This is a genomic window from Stenotrophomonas sp. YAU14D1_LEIMI4_1 (assembly GCF_003086815.1).
GTDB lineage: Bacteria > Pseudomonadota > Gammaproteobacteria > Xanthomonadales > Xanthomonadaceae > Stenotrophomonas.
The window spans coordinates 263,286-281,417 of sequence record NZ_CP025997.1 but is presented as its reverse complement, the minus strand read 5'-3'; the positions used below and the strand labels follow the sequence as shown (position 1 = coordinate 281,417).

Below are 18,132 nucleotides of genomic sequence, written 5' to 3'. Positions count from 1 at the left end.
TCAGCGCGATTCCCCCCTTGGCCGGGCGCCGTGCCGCATGCACACTGCGGCCAGGAAGCGGACTGCAGGGACTGCCCATGACCACCCGACGCGCCTTCATTGCCGGCTGCGGCGCCGCTGCGGCGGCCACCGCCTGTTCACCCGGGCAGGCACCCACTGGCAACGACATCAGCCAGCTCGAGCCCACCCCGCTGGCGGGCATCACCCGCATCGACGGACAGCGCTCACTGATAGACGCCCTGCAGCGCCACCGTGGCCCGGTCTGCGTGGCCGGTGGCCGCTTCAGCATGGGCGGGCAGACCAGCGCCAGCGGCGCCCTGCAACTGGACATGACCGGCCACAACCGGCTGCTGCGGCTGGATGTGCCGGGCAAGGTGGTGCGTGTGCAGGCCGGCATGCGCTGGCGCGACCTGCAGGCGCTGCTGGACCCGCACGACCTGTCGGTGAAGGTGATGCAGAGTTTCAGCAGCTTCACCGTGGGCGGCTCGGTGGGCGTGAACTGCCATGGCCGCTACGTCGGCAACGGCAGCCTGGCCGCGACGATCCGCGCATTGCAGGTGGTACTGCGTTCGGGCGAGGTACTGGAAACATCGCGCAGCCAGCATCCGGACCTGTTCGCGGCGGTGATCGGCGGCTACGGGCTGCTTGCCGTGGTGAGCGAGGTGGAACTGGACCTGGCCGACAACACACGCATGGCGCGGCACATGCAGCGCGTTGCGCTGGCGGACTACCCGCAGTGGTTCGCCGACAACGTGCCGTCGCGCGCCGATGCATTGATGCACAATGCCGATCTGCTGCCGCCACGTTTCGATGCCCCGGTAACGGTGACCTGGCGCCGCAGCAGCGCCGCGTTGACCGACACCCGTCGGCTGGTGCCGGTGGGCGACCGCTATGCCTACGAGCAGAACATGATCTGGGCAGTGTCCGAACTGCCGGGCGGCGCGCAGCTGCGCGACAGTTCGGTGGTGCAGAAGCAGCTGCAGCAGCCGCGGGTGATCCACCGCAACCTGGAAGCGAGCCTGGACGTGGCCTCGCTGGAGCCACGCACGCGCGCGATGTCCACCTACCTGCTGCAGGAGTACTTCATTCCGGTGCGGCAGTTCCAGGCGTTCGCCACGCGCATGGCGGCGATCCTGCAGCACCACCACGTGGACGCACTGAACGTGTCGATCCGGCACGCGCCGGCCGATACCACTTCGCTGCTGGCGTGGGCGCGCCAGGAGGTGTTCTGCTTCGTGCTGTACCACAAGCAGCGGCGGTTCCCCTGGAGCGACACCCTGGCCACCGGCTGGACGCGGGCGCTGATCGATGCCGCGCTGGACTGCGGCGGCAGCTACTACCTGCCCTATCGCCCGCATGCCAGCCGCGAACAGTTCCGCCGCGCCTACCCACAGTGGCAACGGTTCGTTGAAGCCAAGCGCCAGTACGACCCACAGATGCAGTTGGTGAATCATCTTTGGCAGCGCTACCTAGCGGCGCCGTAGCAACGGGGTCAGAGCCCGTTGCCTGGCAACGGGCTCTGACCCCAACCCCCTTGACCGGCGCCGCCAACGCGTCCACCGTGGGCGCGCCGAAGGTATCCCTCCAGGCGCTCACGCGCAGGGAGGGATTGAAACGGGAATCCGGTGAAGGCGCCTGACGCGCCCATTCCGGAGCTGCCCCGCAGCGGTGAATGGAAACGAAGCCTGCCAACAGCACTGGGCGCATGCCTGGGAAGCGGCAGGGAGTAGGTGGGCTGCGGCCCGTGTCCATCAGCCCGAATACCGGCCCCGGCCGGGGGACACGACCGTCCCCTGATTCGACCTGGACTCTCCGCGGGGAGGGTGCCGGGGCCATCGTCGTCCTGCGCGCGCGGGCGCTGTGGCCGCGTGCGTCCTGTTCACGGTGTCCGGCCCGATCCGTTCCCCACGCTGCCACGCACCCGACGATGACCGAGCTTCAACGCCCCACCCTGACCCTGCCCGCCGACGGCAAGCGCCTGCTGCTGCATTCCTGCTGTGCCCCGTGTTCGGGTGAAGTGATGGAGGCGATCACCGCCTCCGGGATCGATTACGCGATCTTCTTCTACAACCCCAACATCCACCCGGTGAAGGAATACGAGCTGCGCAAGCAGGAGAACATCCGCTTCGCCGAGCAGCACGGCATTCCGTTCATCGACTGCGACTACGACACCGACAACTGGTTCAGCCGCGCGCGTGGCATGGAAAACGAGCCCGAGCGCGGTATCCGCTGCACCATGTGCTTCGACATGCGCTTCGAACGCACGGCGCTGTACGCGCATGAGCACGGCTACGACACCATCAGTTCGTCGCTGGGCATTTCGCGCTGGAAGAACATGGCGCAGATCAATGACTGCGGCATCCGCGCCGCGTCGCGCTACGAGGGCCTGCAGTACTGGGACTACAACTGGCGCAAGGGTGGCGGCGCCAGCCGCATGGTGGAAATCAGCAAGCGCGAGCAGTTCTACCAGCAGGAATACTGCGGCTGCGTGTACTCGCTGCGCGATGCCAACCGCCACCGCCGCGAAACCGGCCGCGAGCGCATCAAGATCGGCCTGCTGTACTACGGGCAGGATGCGGAAGCGCCCAAGGGCGATTGACGCGCGCTTACGGGGCGGCCACGCTGGTCGCCCCCTTCTGTTGTAGTGGAACTGCCATGACCGCCCTGCCCGCCGATGTCGCCCTGCTGGTGATCGACCTGCAGCCGGACTTCATGCCCGGTGGTGCGCTGGCCTGCGCCGACGGCGATGCGCTGGTGGCACCGATTGCCGAGCTGCTGGCGCAGCGCCGCTACCGTACGGTGGTGGCCACCCAGGACTGGCACCCGGCCGGGCATGCCTCGTTTGCCAGCCAGCACCCGGGCACGCGTCCGTTCGAGACCATCCTGCTGCACGCGCAGCCGCAGACGCTGTGGCCCGACCACTGCGTACAGGGCAGCGACGGCGCCGCGCTGCACCCGGGCGTGGACTGGAACGTGGCCGACCTGGTCCTGCGCAAGGGCACCCGCCCGAAGGTGGATTCGTACAGCGCCTTCCGCGAAAACCACGGGCCCGATGGTGATCGCCCGGCCACGGGCCTGGCCGGCTGGCTGCATGAGCGGCGTATCCGCGAAGTGCACGTGTGCGGCCTGGCGCGCGACTACTGCGTGCTGTGGAGCGCACAAGATGCGGCCAAGGCCGGATTCCGGGTGAAGTTCCTGTGGGAGTTGACCAAGCCGGTGACCGATGCCAACGACGCGATGGTGCGCGAGGCCTTGGGCAAGGCGGGGATTGCTGCCATCTGAGGTGCGCCCGCCGGGCATGGCCCGGCGCTACCTGATCGTTCCGGTCGCCGTGTCGGATCTGCCGCTTGCGCGCCGCTTCCCACGGCAACACAATGAACCATCCAGCCCCTCCAGTACGCCCCCCTACAGATCGCGGGACGGCCGAACCAGGGGCTTTTCATTGGATGAAAGCGGGAAGGCAACGGCATGCCAACGGCAGTTCTCATAGATGGCGGCTACTTCGTCAAGCGATTCCGCCGCATTGAACCTCATAACGCCTACAACCCTGAACGTGCCGCCGAACTGGCACACCGTTGGGCGCTGGCGCATCTCACATCCTCGGGTTGCGACAGGCGCGATCTCTACCGCATCTTCTTCTACGATTGCCCACCCTTACGGAAACGGATGCACAACCCGATATCGGGCGCCTGCATTGATTACGCGCGATCACCCGAAGCACTGTTCAGGGTCGCCCTGCATGACGCCCTGAAGCAGAAGCGGAAAGTGGCCTTGCGACTTGGCCATCTCGCAGACTCTAACGCGTGGACGACCGACTCCAGAACGCTCGATGCCCTGCTGAAGGGCAAGCGCACATTCTCCGCGCTCCTGCCGAGCGAACTGCATCCGGAAGTTCGGCAGAAGGGGGTGGATATGCGTATCGGCTTGGATATTTCCTCGCTGTCGTTGAAACGACAGGTACGTCAGATCGTGCTTGTCGCTGGTGATTCCGACTTCATTCCAGCCGCCAAGCTCGCGCGGCGGGAGGGCGTGGATTTCGTGCTGGACCCGATGTGGTCATCGATTCCACCGGGTCTCCTGGAGCACATCGATGACGTTCGATCCACATGCCCCAGACCTGCCGTCAGGCACGACACATGGGGTGCGAAGACCTCTGCTGCGGGAAGCGATTAACCACATCGCCGGGCATGGCCCGGCGCTACCCAAGGTGACGGTCGGTAGCGCCGGGCCATGCCCGGCGGCCACGCAACCCGCTGTCAGCGGAACACCACCGTGCGGTGCCCGTTGAGCAGGATGCGGTGTTCGACATGGCGGCGCACGGCACGCGCCAGCACCTGCGATTCGGTATCGCTGCCCAGCCGCACCAGGTCGCGCGGGGTCATGGCGTGGTCCACGCGGGCCACGTCCTGTTCGATGATCGGGCCTTCGTCCAGGTCTTCGGTCACGTAGTGCGCGGTGGCGCCGATGATCTTGACCCCTCGCGCGTGCGCCTGGTGGTACGGCTGCGCGCCCTTGAAGCTGGGCAGGAAGCTGTGGTGGATGTTGATCGCACGGCCGGCCAGCGCGCGGCACAGCGTGGGCGACAGAATCTGCATGTAGCGCGCCAGCACCACCAGGTCGATGCGCTCGCGCTCGACCAGATCGATGATCTGCTGTTCCTGCACCGCGCGTGTTTCCGCGTTCACCGGCAAATGGTGGAACGGCACCTGGTAGGACGCGGCCAGCGGCGCGAAGTCGGCGTGGTTGGACGCCACCGCGGCGATATCCACCTTCAGCTGCCCGCTGTGCGCGCGGAACAGCAGGTCGTTCAGGCAATGCCCCTGCTTGCTGACCAGCACCAGCAGGCGCGCACGGCGGCGGCCGTCGTGCAGCTGCCAGTCCATGCCGAAATCGGCGGCGAGCGCGGCCATGGCGCCATGCACCGTGTCCAGCGGCAGGCCGGCGTCGCGGTCGAAGTGCACGCGCAGGAAGAAACGGCCGCTCTCTTCATCGCCGAACTGCTGGGCGTCGAGGATGTTGCAGCCGTGGTCGAACAGCAGCCCCGACACGCGATAGACGATGCCGGTGCGGTCGGGACAGGACAGGGTAAGAATGGAATCGGGTCGCATGGCCCAAGTTTAGGGCAGCACCCTGCGGCGGTGCACAATGCTGTCAGATGCAACCGATCTTCAGTGCGGATGCACCGTCAACGCCACCAGGCGCACCACCAGCGGGCGCACCAGCAGCACACCACAGAACGCCACCGGCATGGCCATCTGGTAGGCCGCCAGCACCCGCGCCAGATAGCCGCTGCCCAGACCGGCGTTGGCCGCGGTGATGACCAGGCACATCAGCAGCGCCATCAGGCTGGCCATGAAGAAGGCGAACACGAACGGGGTACTGCGGGCGTGCAGCTTCCCGCGGAAAGATCGGGGGTGGGCCATCGCACATCGCATCGGGTGAAGTGGGCCGGCAGGCTAGCGGTGCGACCGCCTGTGCACAGCCCCGCCGCGCTTGGTGCAGACCCAAGCCACGCTTGCTGGTTTCCGTGGCAAGCTGGCCGGTCATGAACCTGTTGCAGCTCATCCGCAGCTTCACCCGCACCGCGCAGACCGGCAGCATTGCCGCGGCCGCGCGCAGCCTGGGCATCAGTGCCACCGCCGTGGGGCAGAACATCCAGCGCCTGGAAACCCACCTGGGCGTGCGCCTGCTCAACCGCAGTACGCGGCAACTGGCTCTGAGCGAGGCCGGGGCGCTGTACCTGGCCCAGGTGCAGCACATCGAGGCCGACCTGGCCCGTGCGCAGGCGCTGGTGACCGCCGACGACATCGTGCCCAGTGGGCCGCTGCGCATTGCCAGCAGCCGCGCCTTCGGCCGCCATGTGCTGGCGCCGCTGCTGCCGTCGCTGCAGCAGCGCTACCCGCAACTGCAGCTGGAACTGCGCCTGAGCGATCGCGCGGTACAGCACGGTCCGGAAACGGTGGATGTCAGCCTGCGCATCGGCGCGCAGCTGGAAGATGGGCTGGTGGCGCGGCCGCTGGCGCGCATTCCATTCCTGTTCTGCGCCGCCCCGGCCTACCTGGCCGCGCACGGCATGCCGCAGGAACCGGCCGAGCTGCAGCAGCATCGCGGCCTGCTGCACCGCTTCCCCACCGATGGCCGGCCGCTGCGCTGGGGCCTGCGGCGTGGCGATGCGCGGGTGGACGCGGCGCTGCCGCCCAGCATGGTCTGCGATGACATCGACGCGCTGGCCGAGCTGGCCGCCGCCGGTGCCGGCATCACCCGGCTGGCCGCCTTCGTGGCCGACCCGTACCTGCGCGATGGCCGGCTGCAGACGGTGTTCGGTCCAGCCAGCGCGTGGCAACCGGAGCCGATGGAGGTGTTCTTCTGCGTAAGCGACCGGCGCGACTTCACCGCGCGCATCCGCGCCCTGTTCGAGCACCTGCAGGCCGGCCTGCCGCCGGCCTGGCAGGTATGACCGGCCTCAGCGCGGGCGGAACACGTTGCGTGCTTCGCGCGGTTCGCAGCGCAGGTACTGCGGCGCCGGTGCCACGCTGTCGCCCAGCGCGGCAGCGGCATGCCACGGCCAGCGCGGGTCGTACAGGATGCCGCGGGCCAGGGCGATGGCATCGGCCTGGTTGTGGCGCAGGATCGATTCGGCCTGTTCCGGCTCGGTGATCAGGCCCACCGCGATGACCGGCATGCGCAGCTTCTTGGCCTTGATGGCCGCGGCGAACGGCACCTGGTAGCCCGGGCCCACGCTGATCTTCTGGCGCTCGTCCAGGCCGCCGCTGGACACGTGCAGGAAGTTGCAGCCGCGCGCGTCCAGCACCTGTGCCAGGGCTTCGCTCTGCACCACGTCCCAGCCGCCTTCGACCCAGTCGTTGGCGGAAATGCGCACGCCCACCGACACCTTGTCCGACACCGCTTCACGCACCGCGTCGAACACTTCCACCAGCAGGCGCAGGCGGTTCGGCAGCGAGCCGCCGTAGCCATCGGTGCGGCGGTTGCTGAGCGGCGACAGGAACTGGTGCAGCAGGTAGCCGTGGGCGGCGTGGATTTCGATCAGCTCGAAGCCCAGGCGCTCGGCGCGCACGGCGCTGGCGGCGAAGGCGGCCACCACTTCGGCAATGCCGGCTTCATCCAGCGCCTGCGGGGCCGGGTCGTTGGCATGGAACGGCAGCGGCGACGGTGCCACGGTGGGCCAGCCACGGGCATCGTCGGCCGGCAGCTGGCGGCCGCCGTCCCACGGGCGAGCGGTGGAGGCCTTGCGGCCGGCGTGGCCCAGCTGGATGCCCAGCGGCATCGGCGACCAGCGCCGCACGCTGGCCAGCACCTGCGCCAGCGCTGCTTCGGTACCGTCGTCCCACAGCCCCAGGTCGGCATAGCTGATGCGCCCGCGCGGTTCCACCGCGGTCGCTTCCAGGATCAGCAGGCCGGCGCCGGACTGCGCCAGGTTGCCCAGATGCTGGGCATGCCAGTCGCTGGCTCGGCCATCTTCGGCGGAGTACTGGCACATCGGCGCGATCACGATGCGGTTGGACAGGGTAAGCGGGCCGAGGGTAACCGGCGAGAACAACTGGCTCAAGGCGATAGCGACATGCGGAGGGGGTGCGTATTGCACCGCTGCACGGCCTGCGGATCAACCGTCTGGATGGATCGCTGTTTCGCGGGGGGCGTGTGGTCGGTAGAGTCGACTGTCAGTCGACTGCTCTTGGCGCCGTGGCTGAACAGCCCGCGCTGCGCGCGGTAGTCGACTGTCAATCGACTGCTCCTGGCGCCGTGGCTGAACAGCCCGCGCTGCGCGCGGTAGTCGACTGACAGTCGACTCTACCGGGCCGGATGGCTGAATAGCCCGCGCTGCGCGCGGTAGTCGACTGACAGTCGACTCTACCGGGCCGGATACCCGCTGACGAAGCCGGCCAGGGCCTCGGCGCAGTCGCGTTCATCCTTGAACTGCAGCAGGTCGTCGGCGCGGGTACGACCGCGGTTCAGCGCCGCCACCGGCAGGCCGGCCTTGGCCGCGGCCTGCACGAAGCGGAAGCCGGAATAGACCATCAGCGAGGAGCCCACCACCAGCAGCGCATCGGCCTGCTGCAGGTGCTCATGCACCGCCGCTACCCGTTCGCGCGGCACGTTTTCGCCGAAGAAGACGACATCTGGCTTCAGCAGGCCGCCGCAGTACGGGCAGTCCGGCACCACGAACGCGGAAAAATCAGTCTCCAGATCCGCATCGCCATCGGGGGCGATACCGGCCTCCAGCGCGTCCCAGCCGGGGTTGGCCTCCAACAGGCGCTGCTGGAAATCCTCGCGCCCGCTGCGGCGTTCGCAGCCCATGCAGCGCACCAGGTCCAGGCGCCCGTGCAGATCGATCACGTTCGTGCTGCCGGCACGCTGGTGCAGGCCATCCACGTTCTGGGTCAGCAGCACCTGCAGGGTGCCGCGTGCTTCCAGCGCGGCCAGCGCCTGGTGGGTGCCGTTGGGCAGGGCCAGGCCGAAGCGCGGCCAGCCCAGCAGGCTGCGCGCCCAATAGCGCTGGCGGGTGGCCGCCTCGCCCATGAAGGCCTGGTAGGTCACCGGCGGGGTGCGCTTCCACTGGCCGTCGGTATCCCGGTAATCGGGAATGCCCGAGGCGGTGCTGCAACCGGCGCCGGTGAGCACGAACAGGCGCTGGGCGCGGTCGATGAAGTCGGTCAGCGGCGGGGTCATGCCGACCAGATGGGGGCGCGGCGGCGCCCCCGCAAGCGCCGGTTCAGACGGCCTCGGGCAGGCGCGGCACGGCGGTCGGCTGGCCGTCTTCGCCCAGCGCGATCATCACGAAGTGGCCGCGGGTACACAGCTTGCGCTCGCCGCTGTGCAGGTCTTCGGCAATCAGCTCCACTTCCACCTTCATCGAACTGCGGCCCACTTCCACGATGCGACCGATGGTTTCCACCATCTGGCCGATGCGGATGGGCAGCTTGAAATCGACCTGGTCGCTGCGCGCGGTCACCACCGTGCGGCGCGAATAGCGGGCGGCGGCCAGGAATGCGGCCTTGTCCATCCAGGCCAGCGCCTGGCCGCCGAACAGGGTGCCCATGTGGTTGGTGTGGTTGGGGAAGACGATTTCGGCCATGCGCACTTCGATGGGCGGCACAGTCTCGGGGATCGGGGTCATGGCGGGGATGTCGGTGTGTGATGCGGCAATTTTAAGCCAGGCCCCGTGCAGGCGGCGCTACACTTCGCCACGCCCACTGCCAGGACTGACCATGCCAGCCCCCTCCGACCTTGCGGCCTTCGCCCTCATCTCGCTGGGCATGGTGGTTACACCCGGGCCGAACATGATCTACCTGGTCTCGCGCTCGATCTGCCAGGGCCGCACCGCCGGCTTGATTTCGCTGGGCGGGGTGGCGCTGGGCTTCGTGTTCTACATGCTGTGCGCGGCGCTGGGCATCACCGCCCTGCTGATGACCGTGCCGCTGGCCTACGACACCCTGCGCATCGTTGGTGCGCTGTACCTGCTGTACCTGGTCTGGCAGGCGCTCAAGCCCGGTGGCCGGTCGCCGTTCGCGGTACGTGACCTGCCGCTGGACAGCCCACGCAGGCTGTTCGCCATGGGCTTTCTGACCAATCTGCTGAACCCGAAGATCGCGGTGATGTACCTGTCACTGCTGCCGCAGTTCCTGCACCCGGAAGGCCATGGCGGCGTGCTGATGCAGTCGCTGGTGCTGGGCTTCACCCAGATCGTGGTCAGTGTCAGCGTCAACGCCGTGATCGCGGTGATGGCCGGCAGCATCGCCGGCTTCCTGGCCGCGCGCCCGACCTGGCAGGCGGTGCAGCGCTGGCTGATGGGCACGGTGCTGGCCGGGCTGGCGGTGCGCATGGCGGTGGAAGGGCGGCGGTAGCCACACTTTGTAAAGTCGAGGACGCTGTGATGCCAAAGCAGGGGACCTTTTTAGAGGCTCCCTACTCGAAACTCCGTAGACCCTCGTGGGTTCGGAACAACGCCAACGCCTTGGAAAGCCCGCCCCTACTTGGCAAATTCGCCTCTGGGGTCGGCAACGACCCATTCAGCCAGTTGACGCCCCCACTCCGCGCGCCGCGGGCAAACAAGCGTCTGCTCAGCACGGCGAACGTTGAAGCGACAAAGGCGGAATCCCCCGATAGTCCTAGCCAGATCATCCTTCTCCGATTCACTACCTACCTCACCACGAATGTGTACGGACATCTCTGACTTCCGCGGGGATTTGATGTACACGTTGTAGCGCGTGGTCGATCCCACAGTGTCGCGGAACCCCTGCAAACGATAACCGTTGCTTATCAGCTCAATCTCGGGAGACGCACCAGATGGAACGCGCTCGGGCGCATCACCTTCGTAAATCGTCAGTATTTCCCGCCCGTCTCGCCTGACATCGTGAAGGCTAAAGTCAGCGGGCACAACATGGCCAGCTGATGTGCCGTTTGGCAAGCGCAGGCAGGCACCAAAAAGGAAATGATCGCAGCTATAGCTCCATAGATCGCGATCCTGGGCAGAGGCGGTGAAGGAAAGGACCAACAGGAAGATCATCATGTGCCAAATACCGCGCATCGCCTTACTTCTCCCGTCTGCGAACGTTTGATCCCGAGTCGATCATTCCATTGATGACATGATCATCAACCATCCCCGGAACCTTGTTCATGATCCCGTCGCCACGAGCGGGATCCGGCAAGCCGGTTTGCTTGTTGTAAAGATCGTCCACACCTGCCAGATGCGGCATTTCATGTTTGACAATACCTCGATCAAAGCGATCCTGGACGTTTATCTCACTCTTCTTACCCCCAAGCTCCGCCCCGTTGGATGAGAGGTTTCCCCCACTACCAGCTTCACCTCATTCCTCGCTGCACGTGGTGTGCTCCTGGAAATATCCGTAGCCTCCACCTTTACCTGGGTTTCGCGTCCTCCGACGTTGTAGGTTCCACTCATCGAGGCAACCTGATCTTTGAAGGTCGAGATGTTTTCGGGTGTAGCACCTGCGCCACTGAACTTGACGGGAAAACTGATCGTCACCGAGCCATCCTTCATACGGGTGACGATAGCTGTTCTGCCATCAGGATCCACGAACGAGTAAGGATTACTATTGGCATACCGATACCGGTTGAACTGCCCAACAGGCTGCTCATACGCCGTCACCGGATCCACCGACAGGAACACACCCAACTGCGGATCCATGTAACGCTGCTGCATGTAGCTCAGCCCGGTGGCCGCATCGCTCACATGTCCCGTATACCCCGGTCCGTCACTGACCTGCCCACCGACCACAGCACCGTAGGGCTCGTAGTCGTAGCGTTTGATCACGTTGCCGCTGGCATCGGATTCGGCAACAACAGAGCCCAATGCATCGGTGTGGATGTAGGTAACAGTCTGCGCGACTGCCGATGGTGAAAAACCAAAGCCGATCAGCAACACACAGCACAGCCGTGCGCTTGCAGCGCGCAGCTTTCGAGCTCGATTTTCAGGCTCCCTGTGGCGAGCCAATACACCACCTGCCGCTTTATCCAACCTTCGCATCTTTCCAATCCCTGAAAGAACCTTGAAGCAAGGTATGACATTCGGGAAACTCGAACAACCGATGATTTGGATCGTGATGCACGCTTGAGGCCTCAGCCGGCAGTCGATCTTCGGCTCCGCAAGTTGCTCAGATCGTGATTTGCCGCCGGCCGGGGCCCATGGCCGCCGAACAACCCTCATACAGCCGCGATCCCTCTGTGTTGCAGCCGGGCCAGCCGCATCAGGTTGTGGCTGGTCACCTTCAGCCCGATCACCACGTTGGCACGTACCAGGCCGATCGTACGCAAGCGAAGCAGTTTCGTGCGCACTCTACTTTCTGTTAGAACATCTGCAATCCGCAACGGGAACGCAGAGAATCTGAGATCCTCAAATCACGGTACCTTGGCGAGAGCAGAACAGGAGGTGGCGGCGATCGCAAAGCCCGCACGGCGTACGGATGCAGCATCCATTGCGTCATATCTCCCTGATGAGAGAAAAGTATTCCAATGCTGGCCATGTCCTTCACGTGATCAGCCGATACCTCTCACTCCCGCCATCTGACGATGGAATTTCATAACTTCTCTGTCAGCTCTGAGAAGGTTTGAACCAGAATCGAGATCAGAACCAGTACAGCAGGCAAAGAAAACCGCGATCCGTCAGGGATCGCGGCGACTTTGTTCAGTGATCGGCATTGCCGGGGTTTTTCGTTGCAACCGGGGTGACTGCTTCGATCAGAAGTTCATGTCGAAGGCGACTTCGCCCTGCACGCCCACCTGGTAGGCGGACACGCGGCGTTCGAAGAAGTTGGTCAGTTCCTGCACGTCCTGCAGTTCCATGAACGGCAGCGGGTTGCGCACGTTGTACTTCTTTTCCATGCCCAGCTTGGCGAAGTGCTGGTCGGCACAATGCTGCAGGTACTGGCGCATGTCGCGGGTGGAAATGCCCGCCACGCCGCCGGACAGCACGTCCTCGGCGAACTGCACTTCGCATTCGATGGCTTCGGCCAGCATGTCATAGACCTGCTGCTTCATTTCCTCGTCGAACAGGTCCGGCTCTTCCTCACGCACCACGCGCACCGATTCGAACGCGAAGTCCATGTGCGCGCTCTCGTCGCGGAACACCCAGTTGGTGCCCGAGGCCAGGCCCGGCAGCAGGCCGCGCGAACGGAAGTAGTACACGTAGGCGAAGGCGGCGAAGAAGAACAGGCCTTCGATGCACGCGGCAAAGCAGATCTGGTTCAGCAGGAACTGGCGGCGCTCGGCACGGGTCTCGATGCGCTTGAGGTCCTGGATCGAGTCGATCCACTTGAAGCAGAAGTCGGCCTTCTTCTTGATCGAGTCGATGTTTTCCACCGCGGCGAAGGCTTTGACGCGCTCTTCCGGGTCCGGCAAGTAGTTGTCGAGCAGGGTCAGGTAGAACTGCACGTGCAGCGCTTCTTCGTACAGCTGGCGCGACAGGTACATGCGCGCTTCGGGCGCGTTCAAGTGCTGGTACAGGTTCAGCACCAGGTTGTTGGACACGATCGAATCGCCGGTGGCGAAGAACGCCACCAGGCGGTGGATCAGGTGGCGCTCACCCGGCGACATCTTGCTGTGCAGGTCGGTGATGTCGATCTGGAAGTTGATCTCTTCCACCGTCCAGGTGTTCTTGATCGCGTTCCGGTACATGTCATAGAACTGCGGGTAGCGCATCGGGCGCAGGGTCAGTTCGAAACCGGGATCGAGCAGCATCTGCTTGGGCTTGTCGGCCATGGGTGTTTCCTTGAATTCTCGGGTCAAAACGCCGGGCATGGCCCGGCGCTACCTTGGTGTTTCCGTGGTGCAGCCGAGCATGAGTGCCGACCAACGGTCGGCACCTACGGCGCGGTGTGTTATTGGCACGCCTCGCAGGCTTCCGGGTTTTCCAGCGAGCAGGCCACCGCTTCGGTCGGGGTGTAGGTGCTGACCGTGGTCTTGGCGATCTTGGTGGCCGGACGCGAGCGCAGATAATAGGTGGTCTTGACGCCCTGCTTCCACGCGTACATGTACATGGACGACATCGCACCGATGTTCGGGCTTTCCATGAACAGGTTGAGCGAGGCCGACTGGTCGATGAAGGCGCCACGCTCGGCGGCCATGTCGATCAGCGAACGCATCGGCAGTTCCCATGCGGTGCGGTAGACCTGGCGCAGGGCTTCGGGAATCTGCGCCACGCCGGCGATGGAACCTTCGGCCAGCTTGATGGCATCGCGCATGTCGGCGGTCCACAGGCCCAGCTTCTTCAGCTCGTTCACCAGATAGCGGTTGACCTGCAGGAAGTCACCGGACAGGGTTTCGCGCTTGAACAGGTTGGACACCTGCGGTTCCACGCACTCGTAGCAACCGGCGATGGAGGCAATGGTGGCGGTCGGGGCAATCGCGATCATCAGCGAGTTGCGCAGGCCGTGTTCCTTGATGCGCTCGCGCAGGGCGTCCCAGCGCGCGGTGTCTTCGGGCACCACGTTCCAGGCGTCGAACTGCAGTTCGCCGCTGGCGGCACGGGTGTCGTTGAACGACGGGTGCTTGCCGCGTTCCTGGGCCAGCTCCGAGGAGGTTTCCAGGGCGTGGAAGTAGATCGTTTCGGCGATCTTCTTCGACAGGGCGCGGGCTTCGGCGCTGTCGAACGGCAGGCGCTTGCGGAAGAACACGTCCTGCAGGCCCATGCAGCCCAGGCCGACCGGACGCCAGCGCAGGTTGGCGCGGCGGGCGGTTTCGATCGGGTAGAAGTTCAGGTCGATCACGCGGTCGAGCTGGCGCACGGCCAGGCGCACGGTCTCGGCCAGCTTCTCGAAGTCGAACTCGTTGTGCTCGTCGAAGTGGTTGCCCAGGTTGATCGAACCCAGGTTGCACACTGCGGTTTCATCGTTGGACGTGACTTCCAGGATTTCCGTGCACAGGTTGGACAGGTGGATCACGTTGCCCGGACGCAGGGTCTGGTTGCTGGCGCGGTTGCACTTGTCCTTGAAGGTCATCCAGCCGTTGCCGGTCTCGGCCAGGGTACGCATCATGCGGGCGTACAGCTTGCGCGCCGAGATGGTGCGGTTGGCCTTGCCCTGCGCTTCGGCCTGCACGTAGGCCTGTTCGAAGGCTTCGCCGAACAGGTCGGTGAACTCGGGCACGACGCGCGGATCGAACAGCGACCATTCCTGGTCGGCCTCGACGCGCTTCATGAACAGGTCCGGCACCCAGTTGGCCAGGTTCAGGTTGTGGGTACGACGGGCTTCGTCACCGGTGTTGTCACGCAGCTCCAGGAAGTCCTCGATGTCGGCGTGCCAGGTTTCCAGGTACACGCAGGCCGCGCCCTTGCGCTTGCCGCCCTGGTTCACCGCAGCCACGGACGAATCCATGGTCTTCAGCCACGGCACGATGCCGTTGGAATGGCCGTTGGTGGACTTGATGAGCGAACCACGCGAACGCACGCGGGTGTAGCTGACGCCGATGCCGCCGGAGAACTTGGACAGCTGGGCGATGTCGCCGTACTTGGAGTAGATCGATTCCAGCGAATCCTGCGGCGAATCCAGCAGGAAGCACGAGGACAGCTGCTCGTGGGTGGTGCCGGAATTGAACAGGGTCGGGCTGGACGGCAGGTAGTCCAGGTTGCCCATGCGCTTGTACAGCGCCAGGGTTTCGGACACGTCCTCGCTCAGCGCGCTGGCGATGCGCAGGAAGAACTGCTGCGGGGTCTCGATCACCTTGCGGGTGTGCGGGTGGCGCAGCAGATAGCGGTCGTACAGGGTACGCAGGCCGAAGTAATCGAAGTTCAGGTCCAGCGAGATGTCGATGGCATCGTTGAGCTTGCGCGCGTTGGTCTGCACGAAGTTCAGCAGGCGGTCGTTGATCAGGCCCACTTCGTGGCCACGGCTGACCGACTGCGAGAAGGCGTAGATTTCCTGGCCCGACACTTCCTTGGCGATGTAGTTGGCCAGCAGGCGCGCCGCAAGGCGGCCGTACTCGGGCTCTTCACCGATCAGCAGGGCGGCGGTGCGGATGGACAGTTCGTCCAGTTCGCGGGTGGTGGCGCCGTTGTACAGGCCGGAAATGGTACGGGTGGCCACGCGCATCGGATCGACCGCGTGCAGGCCTTCGGAGGAACGCTGCACCGCGCGCACGATCTTGTTCAGATCCACCAGCTCGGTCGTGCCATTGCGCTTGGTCACGCTCATCGCGTTGGACGTCGGCGGCGACGTCAACAGGAATTCGCTTTCCTTTTCGATGGTGGCGCTGGATTCGGTGGTCACGGCGTATGTCCTCTTGGCGTGATTGGGGGTGCTCGATGCATCGGGGTGACGCGACCTGGGACCTGACGCCCCAGAGTGGCAGGAGGGCGTCGCAGGGATTGAGACCCTGCGCCTGCCACTGCCGGTGACGGTCGCGGAACGGTACTGCCGGGGACCCCGGCACTTGGGGTCGCTGCGACCGACGGCCACAAGATAGTGGGGGTAGAGGGGGCCGTCAACGCCAAATGTAGTGAAATCTGGTAATCCCTTGCGGCGCAAGGATCATGCCATCGGCGGCGCGTTTGGACGCTTCAGACCTGCTGGAACCGGCTGCGCAGTCAAGACCGAAAGGCGTCACAAGCGCGGTACAACGTGCTGCGGAAACGGAACAATGACAGCTTCACATGACAGTGATGAAGCTGGCTAGGGGCAACCCTGTGGATAGGTGGTGGGCAAGCCGGTATGGGGCGGCGGGAACCGTAGAGTCGAGCTTGCTCGACTGCTTTCCGCGCGGTGCCAAGAGCAGTCGAGCAAGCTCGACTCTACGATGCCGCGGCGGCCGGCGATGCCAGGACCGGGCGACCGGAGGCCGGCCAGCGGCACGGCCCTTACGCCCGGTGAGGGGTGCCCAGGTACTCGGCGCTCTGCATTTCGATCAGGCGCGAGGCGGTGCGCTCGAAGGCGCCCTGCAGGCGCTGGCCGCTGTACAGCTCGATGGGCGAGGTGCTGGCGGTGCAGACCAGGTTGACGTGGCGGTCGTACAGCTCGTCGATCAGGTTCACGAAGCGGCGCGCGGCATCTTCGTTCAGGCGGTCGAAGGCGGGAATGCCGCCCAGCAGCACCGTATTGAACTCGTGCGCGATCTCGATGTAATCCGACGGGCCGCGGGGGCCCTCGCACAGGGCGGCGAAATCGAACCAGGCAATGCTCTTGCCGCGGGCCCGCACCGGAATCTTGCGGCCCTCGATCTCGATGTTGCCGGCCTTGGCCGCCTGCCCACCGCTCAGCTCGGCCCAGCGGCTGCCCAGCCAGCCGTCGCTGTCGGCGGCCAGCGGCGCGCGGTACACCGGCGAACGGGTCAGCGCGCGCATGCGGTAGTCCTCGGTGCCTTCGGCATACAGCTCCACGCAGAAGCGCTGCAGCAGGCCGATGGCCGGCATGAAGCTCTCGCGCTGCAGCCCGTTCAGGTACAGGTTCTCCACCGCCGTGTTGGAGGTGGTGACCAGGGTAACGCCCTCGGCGAACAGGCGCTCCAGCAGCCGCGCCAGCAGCATGGCATCACCGATGTCGGTCACGAAGAACTCGTCCAGCACCAGCACGCGCAGGTTGCTGCGCCATTCCTGGGCGATCTTCGCCAGCGGGTCGCTCTGCCCTTGGTGCTCGCGCAGGCGCTCGTGCACGCTGCGCATGAAGCGGTGGAAGTGGGTGCGGTACTTCTGCTTGATCGGCAGGCCGTCGTAGAACAGGTCCACCAGAAAGGTCTTGCCGCGCCCCACCCCGCCCCAGAAATACAGGCCCTTTACCGGCTCGGGCTTCTTCCAGAACGAGGACAGGCGGTCCAGCCAGCCGTCTTCGGCGCTGTCCACCAGTCCCAGGTGGATGCGGTCCAGCTCGGCCAGGGCCGCGTGCTGGGCCGGGTCGTTCTGCCAGTCGCCGCGGGCCACGCCGGCGGCATAGCGCTGCGAGGGGGTCTGCACCGCCTCGTTCATGCCGCCGCGCCCAGCCAGTGCTTCACACCGTGGGTGAGTGCGCCGCGCAGGTCGATCAGCTTGCGGTGGAAGAAGTGGCTGGTGTCGGGCATGCGCACCAGCTCGTGCGGCGCGCCCAGGGTGTCCAGCCACTGGTAGACCGCCTGCGGATCGACGATTTCATCCTGTTCGCCCTGGATGACCAGCCAGCGGGCCGGCGGCTGCACGCCGTCGAAATCCCAGCGGCCGGCCGGCGGCGCGATCGAGATCAGCGCTTCCGGCTGCAGTTCAGCGGCCGCCTTCAGCGAAACGAACGACCCGAAGCTGAAGCCGGCCAGCCACAGGCGATCCTGCGGGCGCTGGCTGCGCACCCAGGCGGCCACGGCCTTCAGATCGTCCTGTTCGCCGTTGCCATGGTCGAAGTCGCCGGCCGAACCGCCCACGCTGCGGAAGTTGAAGCGCACCGTGGCGATGCCCTGCTCGCGCAGGGTGGTGGCGGTCATGGTCACCACCTTGTTGTGCAGGGTGCCGCCTTCGGTGGACAGCGGGTGGCAGACGATGGCCACGATCGGCTGCGCCGGCACGTCGGCCTTGGGCAGATCGACCACCACTTCCAGCGGACCGGCCGGGCCGTCCAGTTCAAGACAGGCGGTTTCGCCGGGAGCAACGGGGAACGAGGGATTGCGCATGGCAACATGATACCGTCCCCCGCCCCTGCCCTGTGC

General features: G+C 65.5%; 18 protein-coding genes and 1 riboswitch. Of the genes, 6 read left to right on the top strand and 12 right to left on the bottom strand.

Features of this window, described 5'->3' with window-relative positions:
• Positions 1 to 77 precede the first annotated feature (77 nt).
• The 4 genes from C1932_RS01195 (at position 78) to C1932_RS01180 (ending at position 4,173) form a co-directional block, all read left to right on the top strand.
• A complete protein-coding gene (locus C1932_RS01195; protein WP_108760945.1) occupies positions 78 to 1,484 on the top strand; it encodes an FAD-binding oxidoreductase in 1,407 nt (468 codons plus the stop codon).
• Positions 1,485 to 1,569: 85 nt separating this feature from the next.
• Positions 1,570 to 1,787: riboswitch (cobalamin riboswitch) on the top strand.
• A 140-nt stretch (positions 1,788 to 1,927) separates the two neighbouring features.
• Positions 1,928 to 2,599 carry an epoxyqueuosine reductase QueH gene (locus C1932_RS01190; protein ID WP_108751847.1) on the top strand — a complete coding sequence of 224 codons (672 nt, stop codon included), beginning with the start codon at positions 1,928 to 1,930 and terminating at the stop codon, positions 2,597 to 2,599.
• Between the two features lie 56 nt (positions 2,600 to 2,655).
• Positions 2,656 to 3,282 carry a bifunctional nicotinamidase/pyrazinamidase gene (gene pncA / locus C1932_RS01185; RefSeq protein WP_108760944.1) on the top strand — a complete coding sequence of 209 codons (627 nt, stop codon included), beginning with the start codon at positions 2,656 to 2,658 and terminating at the stop codon, positions 3,280 to 3,282.
• Positions 3,283 to 3,468: 186 nt separating this feature from the next.
• On the top strand, positions 3,469 to 4,173 hold the full coding sequence (locus C1932_RS01180) for an NYN domain-containing protein (protein WP_108760943.1): 705 nt from the start codon (positions 3,469 to 3,471) through the stop codon (positions 4,171 to 4,173).
• 83 nt (positions 4,174 to 4,256) lie between these two features.
• On the opposite strand, the gene purU is transcribed toward C1932_RS01180, so the two are convergent.
• Together purU and C1932_RS01170 are read right to left on the bottom strand one after the other, a co-directional pair.
• Positions 4,257 to 5,108, bottom strand: a complete 852-nt coding sequence (purU, locus tag C1932_RS01175) for a formyltetrahydrofolate deformylase (RefSeq protein ID WP_108748124.1) — start codon at positions 5,106 to 5,108, stop codon at positions 4,257 to 4,259.
• 60 nt (positions 5,109 to 5,168) lie between these two features.
• Positions 5,169 to 5,423, bottom strand: coding sequence for a DUF2798 domain-containing protein (locus C1932_RS01170; protein ID WP_108760942.1), 255 nt, complete (start codon positions 5,421 to 5,423; stop codon positions 5,169 to 5,171).
• Between the two features lie 122 nt (positions 5,424 to 5,545).
• Between C1932_RS01170 and C1932_RS01165 the strand changes: the two genes are divergently transcribed.
• Positions 5,546 to 6,457, top strand: coding sequence for a LysR family transcriptional regulator (locus tag C1932_RS01165; RefSeq protein WP_108760941.1), 912 nt, complete (start codon positions 5,546 to 5,548; stop codon positions 6,455 to 6,457).
• 6 nt (positions 6,458 to 6,463) lie between these two features.
• On the opposite strand, the gene C1932_RS01160 is transcribed toward C1932_RS01165, so the two are convergent.
• The 3 genes from C1932_RS01160 to C1932_RS01150 form a co-directional block, all read right to left on the bottom strand.
• A complete protein-coding gene (locus C1932_RS01160) occupies positions 6,464 to 7,567 on the bottom strand; it encodes an NADH:flavin oxidoreductase/NADH oxidase (RefSeq protein ID WP_108760940.1) in 1,104 nt (367 codons plus the stop codon).
• A gap of 302 nt (positions 7,568 to 7,869) precedes the next feature.
• Positions 7,870 to 8,688: an NAD-dependent protein deacetylase gene (locus C1932_RS01155; protein ID WP_108760939.1), complete on the bottom strand. Its 819-nt coding sequence runs from the start codon at positions 8,686 to 8,688 to the stop codon at positions 7,870 to 7,872.
• A 43-nt stretch (positions 8,689 to 8,731) separates the two neighbouring features.
• Positions 8,732 to 9,136 carry an acyl-CoA thioesterase gene (locus C1932_RS01150; RefSeq protein ID WP_108760938.1) on the bottom strand — a complete coding sequence of 135 codons (405 nt, stop codon included), beginning with the start codon at positions 9,134 to 9,136 and terminating at the stop codon, positions 8,732 to 8,734.
• A gap of 91 nt (positions 9,137 to 9,227) precedes the next feature.
• On the opposite strand from C1932_RS01150, the gene C1932_RS01145 reads away from it, so the two are divergent.
• Positions 9,228 to 9,863, top strand: coding sequence for a LysE family translocator (locus C1932_RS01145; protein WP_108760937.1), 636 nt, complete (start codon positions 9,228 to 9,230; stop codon positions 9,861 to 9,863).
• A 125-nt stretch (positions 9,864 to 9,988) separates the two neighbouring features.
• On the opposite strand, the gene C1932_RS01140 is transcribed toward C1932_RS01145, so the two are convergent.
• The 7 genes from C1932_RS01140 to C1932_RS01115 all read right to left on the bottom strand — a co-directional run bounded on the left by C1932_RS01140 (position 9,989) and on the right by C1932_RS01115 (position 18,096).
• Positions 9,989 to 10,528 carry a hypothetical protein gene (locus C1932_RS01140; RefSeq protein WP_234412245.1) on the bottom strand — a complete coding sequence of 180 codons (540 nt, stop codon included), beginning with the start codon at positions 10,526 to 10,528 and terminating at the stop codon, positions 9,989 to 9,991.
• A gap of 228 nt (positions 10,529 to 10,756) precedes the next feature.
• Positions 10,757 to 11,506 (bottom strand): RHS repeat-associated core domain-containing protein, encoded by a 750-nt coding sequence (locus tag C1932_RS19985; protein WP_234412243.1) that lies wholly within the window; start codon positions 11,504 to 11,506, stop codon positions 10,757 to 10,759.
• Between the two features lie 176 nt (positions 11,507 to 11,682).
• Complete coding sequence (locus C1932_RS20100; RefSeq protein WP_267895881.1) at positions 11,683 to 11,814, bottom strand: hypothetical protein; 132 nt, start codon at positions 11,812 to 11,814, stop codon at positions 11,683 to 11,685.
• Between the two features lie 402 nt (positions 11,815 to 12,216).
• On the bottom strand, positions 12,217 to 13,236 hold the full coding sequence (locus C1932_RS01130) for a ribonucleotide-diphosphate reductase subunit beta (RefSeq protein ID WP_049433139.1): 1,020 nt from the start codon (positions 13,234 to 13,236) through the stop codon (positions 12,217 to 12,219).
• Positions 13,237 to 13,355: 119 nt separating this feature from the next.
• Complete coding sequence (locus C1932_RS01125) at positions 13,356 to 15,740, bottom strand: ribonucleoside-diphosphate reductase subunit alpha (RefSeq protein ID WP_108751839.1); 2,385 nt, start codon at positions 15,738 to 15,740, stop codon at positions 13,356 to 13,358.
• Between the two features lie 587 nt (positions 15,741 to 16,327).
• Complete coding sequence (zapE, locus tag C1932_RS01120; RefSeq protein WP_108755111.1) at positions 16,328 to 17,428, bottom strand: cell division protein ZapE; 1,101 nt, start codon at positions 17,426 to 17,428, stop codon at positions 16,328 to 16,330.
• Positions 17,425 to 18,096, bottom strand: a complete 672-nt coding sequence (locus C1932_RS01115; RefSeq protein ID WP_108751836.1) for an alpha/beta family hydrolase — start codon at positions 18,094 to 18,096, stop codon at positions 17,425 to 17,427. Before C1932_RS01115 ends, zapE begins: the two co-directional genes overlap by 4 nt.
• Positions 18,097 to 18,132 lie beyond the last annotated feature (36 nt).

Bases quoted from the DNA above. Each gene is read 5' to 3' on its own strand.
- zapE (WP_108755111.1), bottom strand. From the start codon at position 17,428: ATGAACGAGGCGGTGCAGACCCCCTCGCAGCGCTATGCCGCCGGCGTG.
- C1932_RS01140 (WP_234412245.1), bottom strand. From the start codon at position 10,528: ATGATGATCTTCCTGTTGGTCCTTTCCTTCACCGCCTCTGCCCAGGAT.
- C1932_RS19985 (WP_234412243.1), bottom strand. From the start codon at position 11,506: ATGCGAAGGTTGGATAAAGCGGCAGGTGGTGTATTGGCTCGCCACAGG.
- C1932_RS01170 (WP_108760942.1), bottom strand. From the start codon at position 5,423: ATGGCCCACCCCCGATCTTTCCGCGGGAAGCTGCACGCCCGCAGTACC.
- C1932_RS01155 (WP_108760939.1), bottom strand. From the start codon at position 8,688: ATGACCCCGCCGCTGACCGACTTCATCGACCGCGCCCAGCGCCTGTTC.
- C1932_RS01115 (WP_108751836.1), bottom strand. From the start codon at position 18,096: ATGCGCAATCCCTCGTTCCCCGTTGCTCCCGGCGAAACCGCCTGTCTT.
- C1932_RS01190 (WP_108751847.1), top strand. From the start codon at position 1,928: ATGACCGAGCTTCAACGCCCCACCCTGACCCTGCCCGCCGACGGCAAG.
- pncA (WP_108760944.1), top strand. From the start codon at position 2,656: ATGACCGCCCTGCCCGCCGATGTCGCCCTGCTGGTGATCGACCTGCAG.
- C1932_RS01180 (WP_108760943.1), top strand. From the start codon at position 3,469: ATGCCAACGGCAGTTCTCATAGATGGCGGCTACTTCGTCAAGCGATTC.
- C1932_RS01130 (WP_049433139.1), bottom strand. From the start codon at position 13,236: ATGGCCGACAAGCCCAAGCAGATGCTGCTCGATCCCGGTTTCGAACTG.
- C1932_RS01165 (WP_108760941.1), top strand. From the start codon at position 5,546: ATGAACCTGTTGCAGCTCATCCGCAGCTTCACCCGCACCGCGCAGACC.
- purU (WP_108748124.1), bottom strand. From the start codon at position 5,108: ATGCGACCCGATTCCATTCTTACCCTGTCCTGTCCCGACCGCACCGGC.
- C1932_RS01150 (WP_108760938.1), bottom strand. From the start codon at position 9,136: ATGACCCCGATCCCCGAGACTGTGCCGCCCATCGAAGTGCGCATGGCC.
- C1932_RS01195 (WP_108760945.1), top strand. From the start codon at position 78: ATGACCACCCGACGCGCCTTCATTGCCGGCTGCGGCGCCGCTGCGGCG.
- C1932_RS01145 (WP_108760937.1), top strand. From the start codon at position 9,228: ATGCCAGCCCCCTCCGACCTTGCGGCCTTCGCCCTCATCTCGCTGGGC.